The following is a 20359-nucleotide window of genomic DNA, read 5'->3' on the forward strand; positions in this document are numbered from 1 at the left end:
GGCCCCTCCTGATCGCATCAGGAGGGGCCGTGTGATTCGTAAGGCGGAATCGTGGCGTTTCTCAGGCGGGCAATTACCTGTCTGCAGCGTTCGACGCCTGCTGTTCGGGATCGGTCTCTTTGAACAGAACGGCTTTAAGCCATTCCAGCCCGAATTTCAGCAAGGCGATTTCGTCTTGCTTTATTTTTTCCACGGTGGCGCCGTCCACGTCGATGCGTTTTAAAAAAGAGCTCTCAAAGACAAATTCCTTGAATTTGTCGATGTCGTAGCTCACCAGGAAAAACATCTTTTTGGCCTTTTCCGTCAATTTGATGTTGGGCGGAAAAGAACGCTTGCGTACCACCAGGTCCGTCCACTCGCGGTTGATTTCGTCCCTCAGATCCACACCCTGGTCCTCCCGCCATTCGGCCACGGTCCAGTCGCCGTCTTCTTCAAAGCCCTTGCAGTGGGGCTCGTTGATGAAAAAGAAGAAGCCTTCGTCGTCGGCGCCCTCCTTGTGCTGAAGGGTGGCCGTTCCCAATGGGTAGTAACGGCAGGAAGTGGGGCGATCTTCGTAAATGATGCATCCCTCCCCGTCTTTGACAAAGGGGCAGGATTCACGCTCGTCGTCCAGCAGTTTGAGGGTGACCATGGGCAGATCGGTCTTTTCCAGCATGTGCGGTTCGGTGTAGATGGCCAGAAATTCCCGGGAAGAAAGACCCAGGCGGTTTTTCATCTGGATGATGTCGAAGGGGGTCAGGATGATATTGATTCCCCGGCAGCACTGGGTAAAGCACGATACCCCGGGATGGCATTTGAACTTGAATTGACTGCTGTACCCCAGGCGCACCGGCGATATACAGGCCGTTTTTTCGGCGTCGTTCATGGAATGTCCTTTCATGGCTGTTCGATTTGTGGCCGGACCCTAACCAAGGCTGTCGCTAAAGTCAATCCGTGTTAAGTCGAAAGTGTTAAGTTTTAAATTAATGCATTCTAACCATTATAGAACGATAGCCGTTACCACGGCATTCGCTTGAGAATGCTTTTATCAAATCGGCTCAATCCTTCTCCTTTAAAATGCCATTAAAAAATAGCGGGGCCGGCTCAATCCAGAGCCGACCCCGCGTTTTACCATTCCGTCAGGATAAGGTCTACTTCACTTTGCCCGCCCGCCAGGCTTCGATCAGTTTGTCGTAATCGACCGTTTCCCCCTTGGGTTTTTCATTGGCCAGTTTGGCCTTGGGGGATCCGGGCTGGTTCAGCCAGTAGGCTTCATCCTTTTTGGGATTCAGCTTGGGGCCGCAGTCGCCCTGGGTCTTGGAGCGGGCGATGCGTTCCAGCACCCGGTCCATCTCCTTGGCCAGGTTGTCCATGGCGGTATCCACGGTCACCTCACCGGAAACGGCCTCACCGATATTCTGCCACCACAGCTGGGCCAGTTTCGGATAGTCGGGCACATTGACACCGGTCGGCGTCCAGGCAACGCGGGCCGGGCTGCGGTAAAACTCCACCAGGCCGCCCAGTTTGGGGGCGCGGTCGGTGAACGACTGGTGGCGGATATCGCTGTCACGGATGGGGGTCAAACCCACATGAGCCTTCTTGAGGGAGGTGGTCTTGGCCACACAGAACTGCGCGAACAGCCAGGCTGCTTTTCTACGCTCCAGGGGGGTGGTTTTCATGAAGGTCCATGAGCCGCAATCCTGGTATCCCAGCTTCATGCCTTCTTCCCAGTAGGGGCCATGGGGCGAGGGGGCCATGCGCCATTTGGGGGTGCCGTCGGCATTCACCGTGGGTCCCGGCTCGACCATGCTGGGAAGGAACGCGGTGTACCAGAAGATCTGCTGGGCGACACTGCCGTTGGCCAGAAATGGCAGATAGGTGTAAAAATCCATGCCCAGGCTGCCCGGAGGCGCATATTTTCTCAACCAGTCCATATACTTTTGAAGGGCGTATTTGGCCGCCGGGCCATTGGCGGCGCCACCGCGGGCAACGGTTGCACCGACCGGCTGGCAGCCTTCCATGCGGATACCCCATTCATCGACCGGTTTGCCATTGGGAATTCCCTTGTCGCCCGCGCCGGCCATGGAGAGCCAGGCATCGGTAAATCGCCAGCCCAGATCCGGAGCCTTTTTGCCATAGTCATTGTGGCCGAATACGGCCTTGCCGTCTATCTCGCGCACATGCTCGGTGAAAAACTCGGCAATATCCTCGTAGGCCGACCAGTTGACCGGTACGCCCAGTTCATAGCCGTAGATCTGCTTGAATTGCTTCTTGAAGTCCGGTCGCTTGAACCAGTCGTAGCGGAACCAGTAAAGGTTGGCGAACTGCTGATCCGGCAGCTGGTAAAGCTTCCCGTCCGGGCCCGTGGTGAAGTCCTTGCCCATGAAGTCGTCGACATCCAGTGTCGGCAGGGTCACGTCCTTGCCTTCCCCGGTCATAAAATCGGACAGGGGCACCACATAACCATACCGGGCATGGGTGCCGATCAGGTCGGAATCGTTGATCCAGGCATCGTAAATGTTCTGGCCCGAGGCCCATTGGGTCTGCAGCTTTTCGATAACGTCGCCTTCCTGGATCAGGTCAAAAGAGACCTTGATGCCGGTGATCTCTTCGAATGCCTTGCCCAGGACTTTTGCTTCGTATTCATGGGTGGGAATGGTCTCGGAAACGACCTTGATGTTCATGCCCTTAAACGGCTTGGCCGCATCGATGAACCACGCCATCTCCTTGAGCTGTTCTTTTTTGGACAGGGTCGATGGCTGGAACTCTTCGTCAACCCACTTCTTTGCGGCCGTCATATCCGCCATGGCCGGGCCTGCCGTCAGGGCCAACATGACCGCCAATGCGACTCCCAGAAGCATCGACTTTTTCAATTTCAATTTCATGGGTCTCCTCCTTTGCGCCTTCAGGGGTAGGATTGGTGCTGTCGGACGCCATCGCAGGCGTGAAGGCAGTGATCGCCATACGATAGAGGAACGTCCTTTTTTTAACGGGTGGAGCTATTGTGGATCCGTGGTGTGCATGCCGCGTGCGGCGTTGCCGTTTTTATCCCCAGCGCATGACGATAAAAACCCAAACCGCTGAAATGGGCATCGCATACCACAAAGCAAAATCCGAGAGTCCGAGCCAGGCAAGATGAATATAGGCGGTGCCCAGCAAGCCGACAAAAAATCGCGTACCCCGTGTTGTCGGGATTTTCAGGAATCCACGACGTTCAACGGTCGGGGACACCAGCTCCCAGACGAGCATGCCGGCGATCATCAGGAAAATGGTACTGAAGAATATCGCCGTCGGCACTGTCCAGTACATCCATTCGAAAGTCATTCTGATTCCCCTTTAGACGCGGCCCAAAGCGAATCCCTTGGCCAGATGGTTGCGCACGAACCAGATGACCAGGGCGCCCGGAACGATGGTGAGGATGCCGTTGGCCGCCAGCAGACCCCAGTCCAATCCGGTGGCACTGATGGTCCGTGTCATGGTGGCGACAATCGGTTTGGCCTCGGTGACGGTCAGCGTCCGGGCAAACAGCAGTTCGACCCAGCTGAACATGAAGCAGAAAAACGCCGTTACGCCCACACCGGCCCGGATCAGTGGAATGAACAGGGTGAAAAAGAACCGGGGAAAGGAGTAGCCGTCGATAAAAGCCGTTTCGTCAATTTCTTTGGGGATGCCGGACATGAAGCCTTCCAGGATCCATACCGCCAGCGGTACGTTGAAAAGGCAATGTGCCAGGGCCACGGCAATGTGGGTGTCGATCAGGTTGACGGTGGAGTAGAGCTGGAAATAGGGCAGCAGGAAAACTGCCGGCGGGGCCATGCGGTTGGTCAGCAGCCAGAAAAACATCTGTCCGTCGCCGAGAAACTTGAAACGCGAAAAGGCATAGGCCGCCGGCAGGGCAAAGGCCAGGGACATGACGGTGTTCAAGCTGACGTAGATCATGGCGTTGATATAGCCCGAGTACCAGGTCGGGTCCGTGAAGACCTTGATATAGTTGTCAAAGGTGATGTTGGACGGGTACAGGGAGAAGACACTCAGGATATCGGCGTTACTGCGCAGCGACATGTTGAGCATCCAGTATATGGGCACGATCAGCAGCACAAAATAAAAAAGCAGGGCGAAGGTCCGCTTTCGGAGTTTCATGATGTTTTTTCTCCTTTGCCCACATTCAAAAGGGCCTGGTAGAAGATAAAGCTGAACAGGAGAACGATGAGAAAGTAGATCAGGGAAAACGCCGCAGCCGGACCGAGATCAAACTGACCGGTGGCCAGTTTGACCAGATAGATGGACAAAAAGGTGGTTGAATTGCCCGGTCCGCCGCCGGTCAGTGCAAAGGGTTCCGCATAGATCAGAAAGCTGTCCATCCACCTGAGTAAAACCGCGATCGTGAGAACGCCCCGCATCTTGGGCAGCTGGATATAGAGGAAGACTGCCCAGGACGATGCCCCGTCAATTTTAGCCGCCTGATAGTAGGCCTCCGGAATCGCGCGCAGCCCGGCATAACAGAGCAGGGCGACCAGCGGTGTCCAGTGCCACACTTCCATGGCCATCAGGGTGACCCAGGCGTATGCCGGGCGGGCGGTATGGTCGAAGGGGATTTCGAGAAGGTCCAGGCTGTTGATGCCGACGCCGAACAGGCCGATATCCGGCCGGGTGAAGATGATCCAGATGGTGCCGATCACGTTCCAAGGAATCAGCAGGGGGATGGCCAGGGTAACCAGGCTGGCGGAGGCGCCCCAGCCCTTTTTGGGCATCGCCAGCGCGATCAGGATGCCCAGGGGAATTTCGATCAGCAGGACCAGGCCCGAAAATACAAACTGGCGACCCAGGGCGTCGTGCAGGCGGTGGTCGGTCAGCATCTCCTTGAACCATTCGGTCCCCACGAAGACGGCGTTGCCCGGACCGAAGATATCCTGGATGGAGTAATTGACCACGGTCATCAGCGGTATGATGGCGCTGAAGGCCACGACGACGAAAACCGGCAGCACCAGGAACCACGCCTTGTTGTCCGCCCATTTTTCCATGGGATCCTCCCTTTATCTGACCAGCCGCTCGTCGGCGAATAGTTTGGTTCGTTGCGGTGGAAACACCAGCCATGCCGTGTTTTCAGGAACGGGATGCCCTTCGGGCAACCGGGCACGCAGGGTATGGCCATCGAGGGTGGCCGTCAGAATTTTGAAGCTGCCCTGATCCTCCACGGCGTTCATGGTTGCCGGCACCGCGCCGTCAACGGCCGCCCCATGAACTTCCAGGTGCATGGGGCGAATGCCCAGTTCCAGCGTTCCGCTGGCCTCGGATCCGAGGGCGGCCGTTTCCGGATCCAGGGTGATGGTTGCACCGCCGATCCGGGCCGTTTGGCCCTCCAGGGTGCATGGCAGAAAGTTCATGCCGGGGCTTCCGATAAAATACCCGACGAATTTGTGCCGGGGATTTTCGAACAGCTCCTCCGGCGTGCCGATCTGAACGATTTCGCCCTCGTACATGAGGATCACCTGGTCCGCGAAGGTCAGGGCTTCCACCTGGTCATGGGTGACATAGATCATCGTCAGTTTCAGCTGTTCATGGATTTCCTTGAGCTTGCGGCGCAGGTGCCATTTCAGGTGGGGGTCGATAACGGTCAGGGGTTCATCGAAAAGGACGGCCGCAACGTCACTCCTCACGAGGCCGCGGCCCAGAGAAATTTTCTGTTTGGCATCGGCACTCAACCCCGCTGCTTTCTTGTTCAGGTCCGGCGTCAGGTCGAGAATCTCGGCCACCTCACGGACCCGCCGGGTGGTGTCCGTTTTGTTGAATCCCCGGTTTTTCAACGGAAAGGCCAGATTGTCGAAAACGGTCATGGTGTCGTAGAGCACCGGAAATTGAAACACCTGGGCGATATTGCGCTTCTCGGGGGGCAGACCGGTCACGTCAGTGCCGTCGTAAAGCACCCGGCCCCGGCTGGGTCTGAGCAGGCCGGAAATCACGTTGAGCAGCGTGGTCTTTCCGCAGCCGGAAGGTCCCAGCAGGGCATAGGCCCCGCCGTCCTCCCACAGGGTGTTGATTTCCTTCAGGGCGTAGTCCGATGCCGTTTCGGGGTTCGGATAATAAGAGTGGGCGATCTGATCGAATTCTATGCGCGCCATGACGTTCTCCCGGCTATCGCTATGCGGAGGGCCCGGCCGCCGGAGGAGCGGCCACCAGCCGGCCGGCGGTGTCGTAAACAAAAAGGTGCTTCGGGTTGATGTACACGGTAATCTCGTTTCCCATGGAAAAAGGATGCACGCCATACTGTTGAACCACGAAAGCGCTTTTGCCATGGTGGACGTAGACGAAGGTTTCCGAGCCGTTGATCTCGGACAGTTCAACGGTGCCGGTGATGGCCAGGTCTTCTTCCGTCTGGCTGGAAAGCCACAGGTGGTTGGACCGGAAGGCAAACCGGTAAGATCCGCTCGCAAGATCGGCCATGTGCCCGGTCAGGGGAACCGGAATATTATCCCCCATGACCGCCCCGTCCTCAGTTACCGCACTGTCCAGGGCATTGATGGGCGGGTCGCTGAATACTTCTGCGGCTCTCAAGGTTTCGGGCCGCTGGTATACCATGGCGGTGGCGCCGGTCTGCATCACCTGGCCTTCGTCGAGAACCACGACGTTACCACCCAGCATCAGGGCTTCGGAGGGTTCGGTGGTGGTATACACCACGATCGCGGACCGTTTCCGGAAGATGTCCTGAAGCTCGACCCGAAGCTCTTCCCGAAGCTTGTAGTCGAGGTTGACCAGGGGTTCGTCCAGCAAAAGCAGCTGGGCTTCCTTCACCAGGGCGCGGGCGATGGCGGTTCGCTGCTGCTGACCGCCGGACAACTCTGCGGGAATGCGGTCCAGCATGCCCTCCAGGTGGAGCATTTCGGCCGTTTCGCGGACCCGCCGGTCGATTTCTTTTTTGGGTATGCCGCCGATTTTCAGCGGAGAGGCGATGTTGTCATAAACGGACAAGGAGGGGTAGTTGATGAACTGCTGGTAGACCATGGCGATGCTTCGCTTTCTTACGGAAACACCGGTCATGTCCTTACCGTCGATTACGATTTTTCCATTGGTGGGCCGGTCAAGCCCCGCCATGATGCGCAACAGGGTGGTTTTGCCGGAAAGGGTCCGACCCAGCAGAACGTTGCGGGACCCCGTTTCAAAAACAAGATCAATCTGATGGAGATGGGTTTCCCCATCCACCACTTTGCTGACGTTTTCAAGCTTCAAACCCATCGGCTGGACCCCGATCTATGGATACGGTGAACTGTCGTTCGGATATGAGAAAGAGGGCATGTCAATTGATATCAAACTAACATCCCGGCTATGTTTTCGCAAGTGAAAATTTATCGAGCCCCCCTGCCCGCCGTGAAAAATCCTTTTTCGCAAGCGAACGATCATGTTGGCCGGATCTGTTCCGGCCGCTGAAATTCACGATACAGACGCCTCAGGCGACGTAGAGTTCAACCTCCGATGCGGCGATGACTTCGGCAAGGCCGGCAGGAGGCTGGCGGTCCGTGAACAGACAATCGATCTCCGCGATGTTGCCGAGTCGGACCATGGCGTTTCGGCCGAACTTGGTGTGATCGGTTGCCAGAAGCACGTTGCGCGAATTGTCGATTATGGCGCGTGCGGCCCGGACCTCACGGTAGTCGAAGTCCAGCAGTGTTCCGTCCAGGTCGATGCCGCTGATGCCGATGATGCCGAAATCCACCTTGAACTGGCTGATAAAGTCGATGGTGGCCTCGCCGATAATGCCCTGATCCCGATGTCGGACCAGTCCGCCGGCGACAATAACCTCGAAATTTTCGTTTGCGCTCATGATGGAGGCCACGTTCAGGTTGTTGGTGATCACCCGCAGTCGCTTGTGGTTGCAGAGGGCGTGGGCAATCGCTTCGGTGGTGGTGCCGATGTTGATAAACAGGGAGGCGTTGTCCGGAATCTGCTGGGCAAGGAGCTGCGCAATTTTCTGCTTCTCGCGGAAACATAGCACTTTGCGTTCGTTGTAGGCCACGTTTTCTGTGGAGGTCGGCACGGCGGCGCCACCATGATAGCGACACAGATGACCCTTTTCACTGAGGCTGTTGATGTCCCGGCGAATGGTCTGGGGGGTCACCGAAAAAGACTGGGCCAGCGTTTCAATGGTCACAAAGCCCTGGGCGTGAACCATTTTTCTTATTTTTTCCTGGCGTTTGCGAACCGGCGCCAATTTTCCGTTCTTTTTGGCGGGTAACGATTTCCCGGCAACTTCGTTGGTTTTTTTCATCTGCACCCTGCCTCGCCCGTCCCACATTTTTCGTTAAAGAAATTATTGTTCAGTTTTGGTTGGAAGCGAACATTTTAAGGTGACAACAAGCGGCTGTTGTGTTACTTTTAAGCCATGGATCATTGTAACCGGTCATTATTATGATCACAATAAATAACATTTGTGGTGTTTTTTCTCAAGTGAAAACCTTTTTTCTCATCGAACCGAAAATTTTGGTATACACCTTGTCGGGGGTGAAATGAACAACATCGTGTCAACCCAGGTGCTGATCATTGGCGGCGGGGCGACGGGATCGGGCCTGGCTCGCGACCTGGCTCTTCGCGGCGTCCGTTGTATCCTGGTGGAAAAACGGGACATCAACGCAGGCGCTTCCGGCGGAAATCACGGCCTGTTGCACAGCGGAGCCCGGTATATCGCTTCGGACCCGGCCGCCGCGCGTGAATGCCGTGACGAAGGCGAATTGATCAAACGCCTGGCCCCCCAATGCGTGGAAGACACCGGCGGCCTCTTCGTCGCCGTCAAGGGAGATGACGAGCGATATATCGCCGATTTTGCCGACCGATGCCGTCGGTGCGATATTGATGCGATTCCCGTCGATCCCAAAGAGGCGCTTGAAATGGAACCGTCGCTTTCAGCGGATACGATTGCCGCCTTTGCCGTGAAAGACGCCTCCATCGATCCCTTCAAGCTGTCTCTGGACAACCTGGCCCAGGCCGGCGCCCTGGGAACCCGGCAGTTGCTTCACCACGAGGTGGTCGGTTTTGACCGGCGTGGCGGTCGTATTGAAACGGTGCGGCTCAGGGATCAGCGGCGCGGGGTCGAGGTGCGCGTTCAGGCGGAACAGATCGTCAACGCCAGCGGGGCCTGGGCCGGTTCGGTGGCGGCATTGGCCGGCGCCCGTATCAATATGGTCTATTCCCAGGGCAGCCTGATTATCAGCCAGATGCGCCTGGGTGAACGGGTGATCAACCGGCTGCGCAAGGCCGCCGATGCCGACATCCTGGTTCCGGCGGGAACGGTTTCCATCTTCGGCACCACATCCAAGCGCATCGATGCGCCGGATGACTGCCGCCCCACCACGGCCGAGATCGATGCCATGATCGATGACGGCATGGCCTTGATTCCCTCGCTTGCGGAGACCCGTTACATCCGTGCCTATGCCGGTGTCCGCCCCCTGGTGCGGGCCGGCGGCGGCTCCGATGACCGGGCGGTGAGCCGCGGCTATTCCCTGCTGGACCATGATGCGGACGGGTTGAGTAATTTTACGACCATTACCGGCGGCAAGCTGACCACCTACCGACTCATGGCGGAAAAGACCGCCGACCTGGTCTGTCGGCGGCTCGGAAATACCAGCCCCTGCCGGACGGCTGTCGACGCCTTGCCTGCTTCCAGCGAAGCCCAGTATACGGAGCCCGGCCTCACCCCGAAAATGTGGTTCAAAAAGAAAGACGCATCGGATCTGTTGCTGTGCGAGTGCGAAATGGTGCCGACCAGCGTGTTCAATGAGATCGTCGCCTCCCTGTCGACCAACGGGCACCGTCCCGGCCTGCGGGAGATGGGACAGCGCAGCCGGGTGGGCAAGGGGCCGTGCCAGGGCTCCTTTTGCAGTCTGCGCATGGCCGCCCACATGTACAATGAGGGCATGCTCAGCGGCAGTGAAGGGATCGGTGAACTCAAGGATTTCCTCAACGAGCGGTGGCGGGGGATGCAGCCGCTGTTGTGGGGGCCCGCCGTCTCCCAGGCGGAGCTGCAGGAGGCCCTGCATTGCGGGCTGCTGGGCCTCGATGTAAGCGAAACCGCTTAATGTCCACCCAAAAAAAGATAAACCGTCCCTGCAACCGAACTTGATGTCGATGGTTTCAAGAAATCCAAAAAAAGCGCAATGCTTATGAAGGCAACGAATACAGAACCGATAGAATGTCAGCTGATGGTCATCGGTGCCGGCATGGCCGGCATGGCGGCAGCTCTTTTTGCCGCCCGTCGCGGCATTTCCACCGCCCAGGCCGGGCTTACCGGCGAAACCCTGTATGCCAGCGGATTGTTCGATCTGTATGGCGTTACCCATGGCCGCTCACGGGCGCCCGTTGACGATCCCTGGCAGGGGCTGGACCGGCTGAGGCGATCCCACCCCGATCATCCTTTTTGCCGTGTGTCCAACCACCAGATCCGTCTGGCCATGGATCTGCTGACCGAATTTCTGGGCGAGGCCGGACACCCCTATCGGGGACATGCGGACAAAAATGCCCGGCTGATCACACCGGTGGGTACCATCAAGCGCACGTTTCGGGTGCCGGCGACCATGTGGGCCGGCGTTCTGGCCCTGGAAGCACGGGAGCCGTCCCTGGTTGTTGACATCAGGGGGCTGCGCGGCTTCAGTGCGGAACAGATCGTGAGCACCCTGAAGCCTGCATGGCCCGATTTAAGGGCTGCGTCCATCGATCTTCCCTGGGAAGCCCGGCTGGGACCCAAATATGCCGAACACATCGCCCGGGGGCTTCACGTGGAAACGGCTCGCCGCGAACTGGCCGATGCCATCCAACCCCATCTGGGACAGGCGAAATCCATCGGGCTGCCGGCTGTTTTAGGTATCCACGATACCGAAACCGTCCGCAAGGATCTTGACCGGTTGCTCGGAGTGCCGGTATTTGAGATTCCCACCATGCCGCCGGCGATTTCCGGTGTGCGCCTCAAAGAGGCCTTCGACATTCACATGCCCGCGCAGGGGATCAACGCCCACTACCACCATACGGTGCAGGCCCTGCACCGTCGGCCCGACGGCCGGTTTGTCCTCGATGTCGGCAGGACCCAACCGGAGACCTCGGTCATTGCCGACCGTGTGCTGCTGGCCACCGGCCGGTTTCTGGGAAAAGGGCTGGTGGCCGGGCGACAGGGCATCCGCGAAGCCCTTCTGGATATACCGGTCAGCCAGCCGGTAAACCGTAGCTGCTGGCATCGTGAGGCCTTCCTGGACCCCAAGGGCCATGCCATCAACCTTGCCGGGATAGAGGTGGACGACCGCTTCCGGCCCGTGAACGCAAACGGCCGCCCGGTTTACGACAACCTTTATGCCGCCGGATCGATTCTGGCCCATCAGGACTGGATTCGCACCAAAAGCGGTACCGGCCTTGCCGTGGCCACGGCCTATGGGGCGATCGAAGCCATGGCAGAGGATTCGACTGGCAAGCCGAAGGGCTGACAGGACAGCCATTATCCGTTGTCGAACAGGGCGCCGCAGAGCTGATGCGCGTGGGCATCCCGAAGCCCGGTCGTGCGATGACTGCCATGGCAGTCCGCTGATTGCGGAACGATCGCCGGTGATGGCGGCATGTCCCGGACGGTTGTTCCTGTGGATAGAAAATGATAATAATGCATCCATAATCCCCTCTCCCGACCACCTTTTTCCGGAATAAGGAGTCACTCATGACCCGCTACATCGGCGCATTGGATCTGGGAACCACCAGCAACCGGTTTATCCTTTTCGACCATCAGGGACAGGTCGTCGGCACGGACCAGGTCGAGCACGAGCAGATTTTCCCCAGGCCCGGATGGGTGGAGCATGACCCCATGGAGATCTGGCAAAACACCCGGCGGGTGATCAGGGGCGCCATGGGCAAAGTCGGTATTTCCGGAAAAGATATTGTGGCCATCGGCATTACCAACCAGCGGGAAACCACCGTGGTGTGGGACAAGAAGACCGGCCAGCCTTACAGCAACGCCATCGTCTGGCAGTGCACCCGCACCGACGACATCTGCGAAGCCCTGGAAGAAGAGGGCGGCCAGGACCGTTTCCGCCGGACGACCGGGTTGCCCCTGGCCACCTATTTTGCCGGTCCGAAAATCAAATGGATACTGGACAACGTTGCCGGGGTGAAGGCTGCGGCAGACAAGGGCCGGGCCCTCTTCGGCACCATTGAAACCTGGATCATCTGGCAGCTCACCGGCGGGACCGCCGGCGGCGCCCATGTTTCCGATGTTACCAATGCTTCACGGACCCTGCTCATGGATCTGGAGACCCTGTCCTGGGATGAGGAGATTCTCAAGGTCATGGGCATTCCCCGGCAGATGCTGCCGCGTATCGTGCCTTCCATCGACAAAAACACCTGGGGGCACACCCTGAACGAAGGCCCCCTGGGGGCGTCGGTTCCGGTTTGCGGAGCCCTCGGGGATCAGCAGGCCGCCCTGGTGGGGCAGACCTGCTTTGGGGTTGGTGAAGCCAAGAACACATACGGCACCGGCTGTTTCATGCTGCTCAACACCGGTACCCAGCCGGTCCAGTCGGCCCATGGCCTGCTGACCACCGTGGGATACCAGATCAGCGGGGAAAAACCGGTCTACTGCCTGGAAGGGTCGATTGCCATCGCCGGGGCCCTGGTGCAATGGCTGCGGGACAACCTGGGTTTGATCCGTTCGGCCCCGGAAGTGGAGACCCTGGCCCGCACCGTTGACGACAACGGCGGGGCCTACATCGTGCCGGCCTTTTCGGGCTTGTTCGCCCCCTACTGGCGTTCCGATGCCCGCGGCGTCATTGTCGGCCTCACCCGTTATGTCAACAAGGGTCACATCGCCCGTGCCGTCCTGGAAGCCAACGCCTACCAGACGCTGGATATCATGGAGGCCATGAAAAAGGATTCGGGGGTGGATCTCAACAACCTCAAGGTGGACGGGGGCATGGTGGCCAACGAGCTGCTCATGCAGTTTCAGGCCGACCTGCTGGATGTGCCCGTGATCCGGCCCGCCATCACCGAGACCACGGCACTGGGCGCCGCGTATGCCGCCGGACTGGCCTCCGGGTTCTGGAATTCCATGGCGGATCTGAAGCAATACTGGTCGGAGGACAAGACCTGGACGCCCCAGATGGATGACGGGGTCCGGCAAGCCGGCATCCGGTCCTGGAAAAAGGCGGTCCAGCGAACCTTTGATTGGGAGCGTTGATCGCTGGGCCGCGGCCCCGCTAACCCACTCCAAAGTCCCCCCGGCCAGGCGATGCAGTCCTGGGCCGGGGGGACTTTTTACGTGGTCCGGCGCTGATCCCCGGGGGCGCTTTTGGAGTTGACGGTTTGTAATGTTCGATGGATGCGTTACTTTATGCGGCATCCGCAGGCTGACCCCTGACCATCGAGGCAAAATCCAATGGCAGAACATGCAGACCGGGAACGATTTATTCCCATCGGAAAAGTGGAACTGGTTGACCGCCTGGCCCATAGCCGGATGGTCCCGCCGAATGCCCGCCAATCCTTTCTCCTTTTTGCCAAAATTCTCGACAGTATTTTTCATTTTGAATTTCATGAGCAAACCGAATCCCTCAAGGAGAACTATCGCCCGTTCAACCCCGACAGCGATACGGTGACCGCGCGACGTTTTTCCCGGCAAGAACGAAAATCCCACGAAGACCGCCTCATGGCGACGTTCAAAGACGTGTTGAATCAGGCCAACTATCAACAGATCACCGAAGCCGATCTGGCATACGCCATGAGCCGGGAGTCGCTTTTCAAGATCAATCTGCTGGTGGATTTCGAGGATTTTGAGAGCCAGCTGGTTTTTGGAAGGGGCACCCGATCCCGTCGGATCCGTCGTAAAAAATGGCTGCTCAAAGAAGAAACCGTTGAGATTACCGTATACGAAAGGGTGGCGCTGATCATCAAGTACAAAGATGATTCCTATTTTAAAGCCCGCAATCGCAAGGATCTGAATTTCAATCCGGGGACCATGATCGTCAAGCTGTTCAAGAACATCCCCAAGGGGGATCTGGAGATGCTCTTTCCCAATGCGCAGGTGGGCATGAAGCTCAAGGACAAGCTGCTCATGGGCGGTTTTGCCTTGGGTGGCGGCGTTGCGGTGTTGTTGAAGGCCGGTGCAGGACTGGTGGCCGCGGCCAGTATCCTGTGGCTGATGACCCGTTCTGTCGTCTCCAGCGGTGGGGCGATCCCGCCGATGGGTCCGGTGGAAGTCTCCGCCATGGTGGGCGGGGTGACGGCCCTGGCCGCCATAGGGGCCTTTCTTTTCAAGCAGTGGAACAGCTATAAAAACCGAAAAATCAAATTTATGAAAATGCTGGGGGACAATCTTTATTTCAAGAACCTGGACAACAATGCCGGCGTTTTTTACCACATCATCGCCGATGCGGAAGAAGAAGAGTTCAAAGAGGCCCTGCTGAGCTATCTTTTTCTGATGCATGCCGACACAGAAATCACCGCGTCAGCCCTGGATGATGCCATCGAGGACTGGTTCAGCGAGAGCTACGCGGCCGCCATCGATTTCGAAATCGACGACGCCCTGAAAAAATTGAACCGTTTGAACCTGTGTAAACAAACCGGAACGGATGACGCCGGCTCACCCTTGTGGCGGGCCGTCCCCCTGCCGGAAGCCTGTGAGCGGCTGGATTTTATATGGGACCACTTTTTTCAGACGTATTCGCCGGCATCGGGATGATTTCATCGCTGGTGCGACCGCCACGGGGGCTGTTTTTTTCCTAATATTCATACCCGTTGACTGCCGCCGGCCGCAACCGCCGGGTGTGATTGACACCCGCGCGGGTCTCTTTTAACGGGGCTTGACCCCCACGAACAGGTTGGCGATGCCCAGTGTCAGGCGCCGGCAGGATATGTGGCCAAAGCCTGCATCCGCCATGATGGACATGAAAGCCCCGGTTGTCGGAAACCGGGTGACCGATTCGGGGAGGTAGGAATAGGCGAAGCGGTGATTGGAAAAAAGGCGGCCGATGATCGGCAGCACCCGTTGAAAATAGGTCAGGTAGGCATCCCGAAGGCGTGTTTTTTTGGGCGTGGCCAGTTCCAGCACCAGCACCATTCCGCCCGGCAGAAGACAGTCGAAAAACGCCTTCAGGGCGCCCGCCTTGTCCTGGATGTTGCGGATACCGAAGGCAATGGTCACCGCGTGGAAGGAGCCCGCGCCAAAGGGCAGCGCCAGGGCGTCGCCGGCCAGCAGGCTGACGGCCGGGTGTGGCGTGCGCTGGATTTTCTCCCGGGCCAGGCGAAGCATTCCCGGTGAGAAATCGATACCGGTCACGCTCACCATCGCTCCCTTCTGTCTGACGATCTCCAGGGTCACGTCACCGGTGCCGCAGGCCACATCCAGCACCCGCCCGTTTTCGGGAAGGCGCATTGCCGACACCAGTTTTTTTCGCCAGACAACATCCTGGCGGAGGCTGAGCAGGCGGTTGAGCAGATCATAACGGGGGGCGATGCTGTCGAACATCTCCCGGACGAAGGGAAGCTCCCTGCTTTGCATTGACATCCTTTCATCTTGCATTAAATTTATGCATCATTTAAAGGAGAAAAATTAACATATCACGTCGCTCGTGACAACATGAAGGGATAACGGTTTCAGGACTACCCATGGCAGCCAAACGAGACTATTACGAAGTGCTTGGCGTTGACCGCAACGCCGCCGATTCGGATTTGAAAAAGGCCTATCGGAAACTGGCCCTTAAATTTCACCCCGATAAAAACCCCGGTGATCGGGAAGCCGAAGAAAAGTTCAAGGAGGCCGCAGAGGCCTACGAAGTGCTCCGGGACAGCAACAAGCGCCAGATCTACGACCAGTATGGCCACCAGGGATTAGAAGGGTCGGGGTTTTCCGGGTTCGGCGGTTTCGAAGACATCTTTTCCAGTTTCGGCGACATTTTTGAAGACTTCTTCGGGTTTGGCGGTGGGCGACGGTCCAGAAGCCGCGCGAACCGGGGAGCCGACCTGCGCTATGATATGCAGCTCAGCTTCATGGAAGCGGCCTTCGGTACGGAAAAAGAGATCGATGTGGAAAAGGCGGAATCGTGTGCCGCCTGCGAGGGTACCGGCGCCGAACCGGGATCCGGCGTGGAAACCTGTCCCCATTGCGGCGGCAGCGGCCAGGTGGGCCGCAGCCAGGGGTTTTTCACCGTTCGCACCACCTGCGGTCATTGCCGCGGACAGGGGCAGGTGATCGCCAACCCCTGTAAAGCCTGCCGGGGTCAGGGAAAAGTGCTGGCCCGCAAAAAGGTGTCTGTCAGAATCCCTGCCGGCGTGGACAACGGGTCTCGGCTGCGCCTTACCGGTGAGGGTGAGGCCGGAGCCTACGGCGGACCGCATGGGGATCTGTATGTGTTTATTCACGCGGAGGCCCATGACTTTTTCAAGCGGGACGACACCAGCGTTTTGTGCCAGATTCCCGTTTCCTTCGTCCAGGCGGCACTGGGAGACACCATTTCCATTCCCACCCTTAACGGCGAGACCGATCTGGAGATCCCCAAAGGCACCCAGCCCGGTGATGTTTTCCGACTGCGGGGCGAGGGGATTCCCTCTCTCAGAAACGGTCACCGCGGCGACCAGATCGTTCAGGTCAACGTGAAAACACCCACCAACCTCAACAAAAAACAGGTGGCCCTGCTCAAGGAATTCGCTTCACTTGAAGAGAGCAAGTTTACCAGCAAGCTGAAAAACATCCTGAAAAGCGGCCCGACCCGGGCGGCCAACTAGGCGTATCCGATCACCAAACCGGAAGCGGTTTGCAAGAACGGCCGCGATACAGACAGGTGCACAGGAGTCCTTCGATCATGTTCGAGCTAAAAATTCTCAGTCATTTTGCCGCTGCCCACCAGTTGACCATGGTGGCCAAAAAATGCGAAAATCTTCACGGCCACAACTGGAAGGTCGAGGTGTGTGTCAAGGGTGAGCGCCTCAACGATGCCGGCGTCGTGGTCGATTTCGGCATCCTCAAGGGATATGTCAAAGAGATCATGGGCCGCCTGGACCACAAATTCTTGAATGAACTGCCCTATTTTGAAAAAGACGCCCCGTCTTCGGAAAACCTGGCCGTATACATCGCCAAGAGCCTTCAGGAGATGATCAAAGAGCCCGGGCTGGCCGTCAGCCGGGTCACCACCTGGGAATCGGAAGACGCCTGTGCTACTTATTTCCCGTAATGGCACGTATCCCTCCGGAAACGGCATCTTTCAGCCCGGGCCTTCGTTCCCGCTCCGTTGAAATTCTCGACCTTGTGCTGCTGCGACTCCGGTTTCAACCTCGCAGCAGCCTCGCCCTGAACCCAAAGCGACCCTTTCTGGATGGCCACGAGTTCGCGACAGCAGGAAGATCAATAATGCCCGACGCTTGAGCGATGGGCCCGCCGGTTTCTATTTTTCCATCTGTTTCCAGCAATCCACCAGTTCGTCCCGGGTGATGATGGCCGTTGTATCGGACACATGGGCGCGGATGTTGTCCACCCCCCCCTCCTGCCGGTCTACCAGCACCACCGCGCGAACCACCTCCAGCCCTTCGGACCGGGCCCGCTCGATGGCTTTGATCGTAGAGCCGCCGGTGGTGGCCACATCGTCAATGACCACCACCTTTTCACCATGATGGATATCCCCCTCGACCCATTTGACAATACCGTGGTCTTTCTGGTCTTTGCGGATGGAGAAGGCCTTTACCGGATGGCCTTTGAGCTCAGACGCAAAGGCAGTGGCCATGGCAATGGGGTCTGCGCCGAAGGTGAGCCCGCCAACAGCCGAGGCCCCGCTGTCCTGTATGGCCGCGAACATCAGGTGCCCGGTCAGAAACATGCCGCGGGGGCTTAATGTGGTGGGCTTGCAGTTCACATAGAATCGGCTCATTCGGCCCGATACCAGTTTAAATGCGGGCGTTTCGCTGAACCTGAAGGATTTTCGGCACAGCAGCGCGATCAGTTCTTTTTTCATGGGGGCCTCCCAGGCGGCCGGATTTATAAGAAATACTTGATTTTAAGGGAGTTTTCGTATAGAAAAGCCTCCACCGAACTGGAAGAAGCCCGTCATTGGGATTCAGTGGAGGCTTCGGCAAGGAAAACTGGGAACAGCACTCCTTGAGCTTAAGAGGGTTCCATAACAGCTGCGAGGTTGCCGGTCAATGCCAAACCCCGGGAAGACATCAGCCAGATGGTCGAAGGCGTCTAAGGTCTCGCCCAATAATACGTTCACATTGTCGACCTCGATTCATCCCGCCCGGTGGCGATGCGAAAACCTTGGAATCGTCCAACTGTGCCTCCGGTTTTCGCGCCTTGCCGGACGGGCGCCTCGACGCCCAATTCTGCGAACTTATTTTTGTGCGAACCCTAAGCGTTATCGATGCTTTTTCACATTTCTGGTCATGCCCTTTTTCTGGCTGGGTGTCGTGGTGCCGACTTACGGTGATGAAAACACGGCGCCACCTGATATGGACCTTGAAAAGACGGTGGCGCAGGCGCTTGAGGCGAACATTTCCGCCCAGATCTCCAAACAGCGGACCCGTGCGGCCGATGCCGTGGTCAAAGCGCGGAAGGCCGAGCTTCTGCCCACCTTCAGTACCCAGTACAACTATACGCGCAACGACGAACCGCGGTTCAGTGTGATTCCCACCGTGGGCGTGGTGCAGCCCGAAGACGAGTATGCCTGGGTAACCAGCGTCACCCAGCCCCTGTTCACCGGCTTTGCCCTGACCAATCAATACCGTCTGGCCCGGATGGGGTTGGATGCCGCCCGCCTCAACGAGGCCCTGGTCCACCAGGATATCGTTTTCGACGCCAAGCGGGTCTATTTTCTTCTGCTCCAGGCCCAGAAGCTGGAGGCCGTGGCCCAGGAGGCCGTCACCATGCTGGAGGCCCAGACGGAAGTGGCCGTCAACTATCACGAGGTGGGGATGACGCCGCTCAATGATCTGCTCAAGACCAAGGTCGAGCTGGCCAATGCCCGGCAGGACCTGGTTGCGGCGCAAAACACCCTGGAGATCGCCCGGGCCGATTTTAACCTGCTGCTGCGACGACCCATCGGCACACCGGTGACGCCGGTGGATGTCCTGGACTATGCGCCACTGTCCCGTACCCTTGCAGAGTGCCTGAAAACGGCGGAAAGGGGCCGCCTGGAAGTTGCCGTGGCCGACGTGGAAATCCGGATCCGCGAAAAGGAGGTGACCCTGGCGAAAAAGGATTACTATCCGACGGTTCAGGTTCAAGGCAATTATTACAGGCTGGGCACGGACTGGCAGGTGGACGGTGGTGAGGGGATAGACGACAGCAGTTTCTGGGATATTCAGGCCCAGGCCCGCTGGGATTTCTGGCAGTGGGGAAAAACCGGACACGGCGTTGCGGAAAAGAAAAGCAATCTGGCCGAAGCCAGGCTCAGCCGCATCCGACTGCTGGACAATATCCAGAGACAGGTTAAACAGGCCTGGCTCAAGGCCGATGAGTTCGAAAAGAATATCGCCACGGTGCAGTCCGCCATCGCCCAGGCCAGGGAAGGCTTTCGTATCAGCGAAGCGCTGTTCAAAGAGCAGATGGCCACATCCACCGACGTTCTCGACGCCCGGACCCAGCTTTCCGAAACCATGACCCGCTACTACAATGCCCTTTACGATTTTCAAATTGCGGTGGCGGCCCTTGACCGGGCCATGGGACAGCCCAGCATCGACATTGCCGAGGCCCAATGACCAGCATGGCTGAAAAGAGTGCGGTGATCCGGATGTTCCACGTCCACAAACGGTACGGCGCCAAGCTGGCGCTGGTGGATGCCACGCTGGATATCGCCAAAAACGAGTTTTTATTCATCAGCGGACCCAGCGGCGCCGGGAAATCAACCCTGCTGAAACTCCTTTACCTGGCCGAACCCGTTTCGGAAGGTCAGATTCTGGTTGACGGCATGAACCTTTCCCGGATCAATCGGCGCCGGATTCCTCTGCTCCGGCGGAAGTTCGGCATCATTTTCCAGGATTACAAACTCATTTCCACCCGAACCGTCTATGAGAATGTGGCCCTGGTTCTGGATGCCCGCGGCAAAAAACGCAGCCTCGTTGAAAAGAAAGTCAAAAGCGTGCTGCGCGTGGTGGGCATGGAAGACCGTCTGAACGCCTTCCCGCCGAGCCTGTCCGGCGGCGAGCAGCAGCGCGTGGCCGTGGCCCGGGCCGTGGCCGGCGATCCCAAGATCATCCTGGCCGACGAGCCTACCGGCAGTCTGGACGATGAATCGGCGGCGGTCATTTTCAAGTTGCTGGACATGTTTCACCGTCGCGGCGCGACGGTGGTGGTGGCCACTCACGACAAATCCCTCATCGAGAGCGCCACGGGCCGCGTGCTTCAGATCCGGCAGGGCCGGTTGAACACGCCACCGGATATCTGAAC

At 58.1% G+C, this 20359-nt stretch carries 19 protein-coding genes; 8 read left to right on the forward strand and 11 right to left on the reverse strand.

All coding sequences use genetic code 11. The features are described from left to right. Positions 1-73: 73 nt before the first annotated feature. From DSCA_RS20565 to DSCA_RS20600, 8 genes are all read right to left on the reverse strand, one after another. Complete coding sequence (locus tag DSCA_RS20565) at positions 74-865, reverse strand: YkgJ family cysteine cluster protein (RefSeq protein ID WP_155318212.1); 792 nt, start codon at positions 863-865, stop codon at positions 74-76. Positions 866-1130: 265 nt separating this feature from the next. Beyond that, positions 1131-2864: an ABC transporter substrate-binding protein gene (locus DSCA_RS20570; RefSeq protein WP_174783995.1), complete on the reverse strand. Its 1734-nt coding sequence runs from the start codon at positions 2862-2864 to the stop codon at positions 1131-1133. Between the two features lie 160 nt (positions 2865-3024). After that, positions 3025-3303, reverse strand: coding sequence for a DUF2160 domain-containing protein (locus DSCA_RS20575; RefSeq protein WP_155318213.1), 279 nt, complete (start codon positions 3301-3303; stop codon positions 3025-3027). 12 nt (positions 3304-3315) lie between these two features. Next, complete coding sequence (locus DSCA_RS20580; RefSeq protein ID WP_155318214.1) at positions 3316-4119, reverse strand: carbohydrate ABC transporter permease; 804 nt, start codon at positions 4117-4119, stop codon at positions 3316-3318. Next, entirely contained in the window at positions 4116-5000 is an 885-nt protein-coding gene (locus tag DSCA_RS20585; protein WP_155318215.1) for a carbohydrate ABC transporter permease, read from the reverse strand. Before DSCA_RS20585 ends, DSCA_RS20580 begins: the two co-directional genes overlap by 4 nt. A gap of 12 nt (positions 5001-5012) precedes the next feature. Further along, a complete protein-coding gene (locus DSCA_RS20590; protein ID WP_155318216.1) occupies positions 5013-6098 on the reverse strand; it encodes an ABC transporter ATP-binding protein in 1086 nt (361 codons plus the stop codon). A 19-nt stretch (positions 6099-6117) separates the two neighbouring features. Further along, positions 6118-7209 (reverse strand): ABC transporter ATP-binding protein, encoded by a 1092-nt coding sequence (locus tag DSCA_RS20595; RefSeq protein WP_155318217.1) that lies wholly within the window; start codon positions 7207-7209, stop codon positions 6118-6120. A 211-nt stretch (positions 7210-7420) separates the two neighbouring features. After that, entirely contained in the window at positions 7421-8239 is an 819-nt protein-coding gene (locus DSCA_RS20600) for a DeoR/GlpR family transcriptional regulator (RefSeq protein WP_155318218.1), read from the reverse strand. A 238-nt stretch (positions 8240-8477) separates the two neighbouring features. Between DSCA_RS20600 and glpA the strand changes: the two genes are divergently transcribed. Continuing rightward, entirely contained in the window at positions 8478-10043 is a 1566-nt protein-coding gene (glpA, locus tag DSCA_RS20605; RefSeq protein WP_155318219.1) for an anaerobic glycerol-3-phosphate dehydrogenase subunit GlpA, read from the forward strand. Positions 10044-10127: 84 nt separating this feature from the next. Continuing rightward, positions 10128-11435, forward strand: a complete 1308-nt coding sequence (gene glpB, locus DSCA_RS20610) for a glycerol-3-phosphate dehydrogenase subunit GlpB (RefSeq protein ID WP_269434607.1) — start codon at positions 10128-10130, stop codon at positions 11433-11435. Positions 11436-11446: 11 nt separating this feature from the next. Here glpB and DSCA_RS20615 read toward each other — a convergent pair whose 3' ends face one another. Then, the gene (locus DSCA_RS20615; RefSeq protein ID WP_155318221.1) at positions 11447-11611 is read right to left on the reverse strand and encodes a hypothetical protein; all 165 of its coding nucleotides are present in this window, start codon (positions 11609-11611) and stop codon (positions 11447-11449) included. 48 nt (positions 11612-11659) lie between these two features. Here DSCA_RS20615 and glpK point away from each other — a divergent pair, with 48 nt between their 5' ends. Both glpK and DSCA_RS20625 read left to right on the forward strand, forming a co-directional pair. Further along, positions 11660-13171 carry a glycerol kinase GlpK gene (gene glpK / locus DSCA_RS20620; RefSeq protein ID WP_155318222.1) on the forward strand — a complete coding sequence of 504 codons (1512 nt, stop codon included), beginning with the start codon at positions 11660-11662 and terminating at the stop codon, positions 13169-13171. Between the two features lie 198 nt (positions 13172-13369). Continuing rightward, on the forward strand, positions 13370-14668 hold the full coding sequence (locus DSCA_RS20625) for a TMEM143 family protein (RefSeq protein ID WP_155318223.1): 1299 nt from the start codon (positions 13370-13372) through the stop codon (positions 14666-14668). Positions 14669-14779: 111 nt separating this feature from the next. Here DSCA_RS20625 and ubiE read toward each other — a convergent pair whose 3' ends face one another. Further along, positions 14780-15487: a bifunctional demethylmenaquinone methyltransferase/2-methoxy-6-polyprenyl-1,4-benzoquinol methylase UbiE gene (ubiE, locus tag DSCA_RS20630; protein WP_155318224.1), complete on the reverse strand. Its 708-nt coding sequence runs from the start codon at positions 15485-15487 to the stop codon at positions 14780-14782. A 107-nt stretch (positions 15488-15594) separates the two neighbouring features. On the opposite strand from ubiE, the gene dnaJ reads away from it, so the two are divergent. Further along, complete coding sequence (gene dnaJ / locus DSCA_RS20635; protein ID WP_155318225.1) at positions 15595-16710, forward strand: molecular chaperone DnaJ; 1116 nt, start codon at positions 15595-15597, stop codon at positions 16708-16710. A 77-nt stretch (positions 16711-16787) separates the two neighbouring features. Then, positions 16788-17156, forward strand: a complete 369-nt coding sequence (queD, locus tag DSCA_RS20640) for a 6-carboxytetrahydropterin synthase QueD (RefSeq protein ID WP_155318226.1) — start codon at positions 16788-16790, stop codon at positions 17154-17156. Between the two features lie 210 nt (positions 17157-17366). Here the strand turns inward: queD and pyrE are convergent, their stop codons facing one another. Further along, a complete protein-coding gene (gene pyrE, locus DSCA_RS20645) occupies positions 17367-17930 on the reverse strand; it encodes an orotate phosphoribosyltransferase (RefSeq protein WP_155318227.1) in 564 nt (187 codons plus the stop codon). Positions 17931-18423: 493 nt separating this feature from the next. On the opposite strand from pyrE, the gene DSCA_RS20650 reads away from it, so the two are divergent. Further along, positions 18424-19671 (forward strand): TolC family protein, encoded by a 1248-nt coding sequence (locus DSCA_RS20650; protein WP_167527881.1) that lies wholly within the window; start codon positions 18424-18426, stop codon positions 19669-19671. Next, positions 19668-20357 carry a cell division ATP-binding protein FtsE gene (ftsE, locus tag DSCA_RS20655; RefSeq protein WP_155318229.1) on the forward strand — a complete coding sequence of 230 codons (690 nt, stop codon included), beginning with the start codon at positions 19668-19670 and terminating at the stop codon, positions 20355-20357. The genes DSCA_RS20650 and ftsE overlap by 4 nt, the downstream gene beginning before the upstream one ends. Positions 20358-20359: the final 2 nt, after the last annotated feature.

The organism is Desulfosarcina alkanivorans, assembly GCF_009688945.1.
Lineage (GTDB): Bacteria > Desulfobacterota > Desulfobacteria > Desulfobacterales > Desulfosarcinaceae > Desulfosarcina > Desulfosarcina alkanivorans.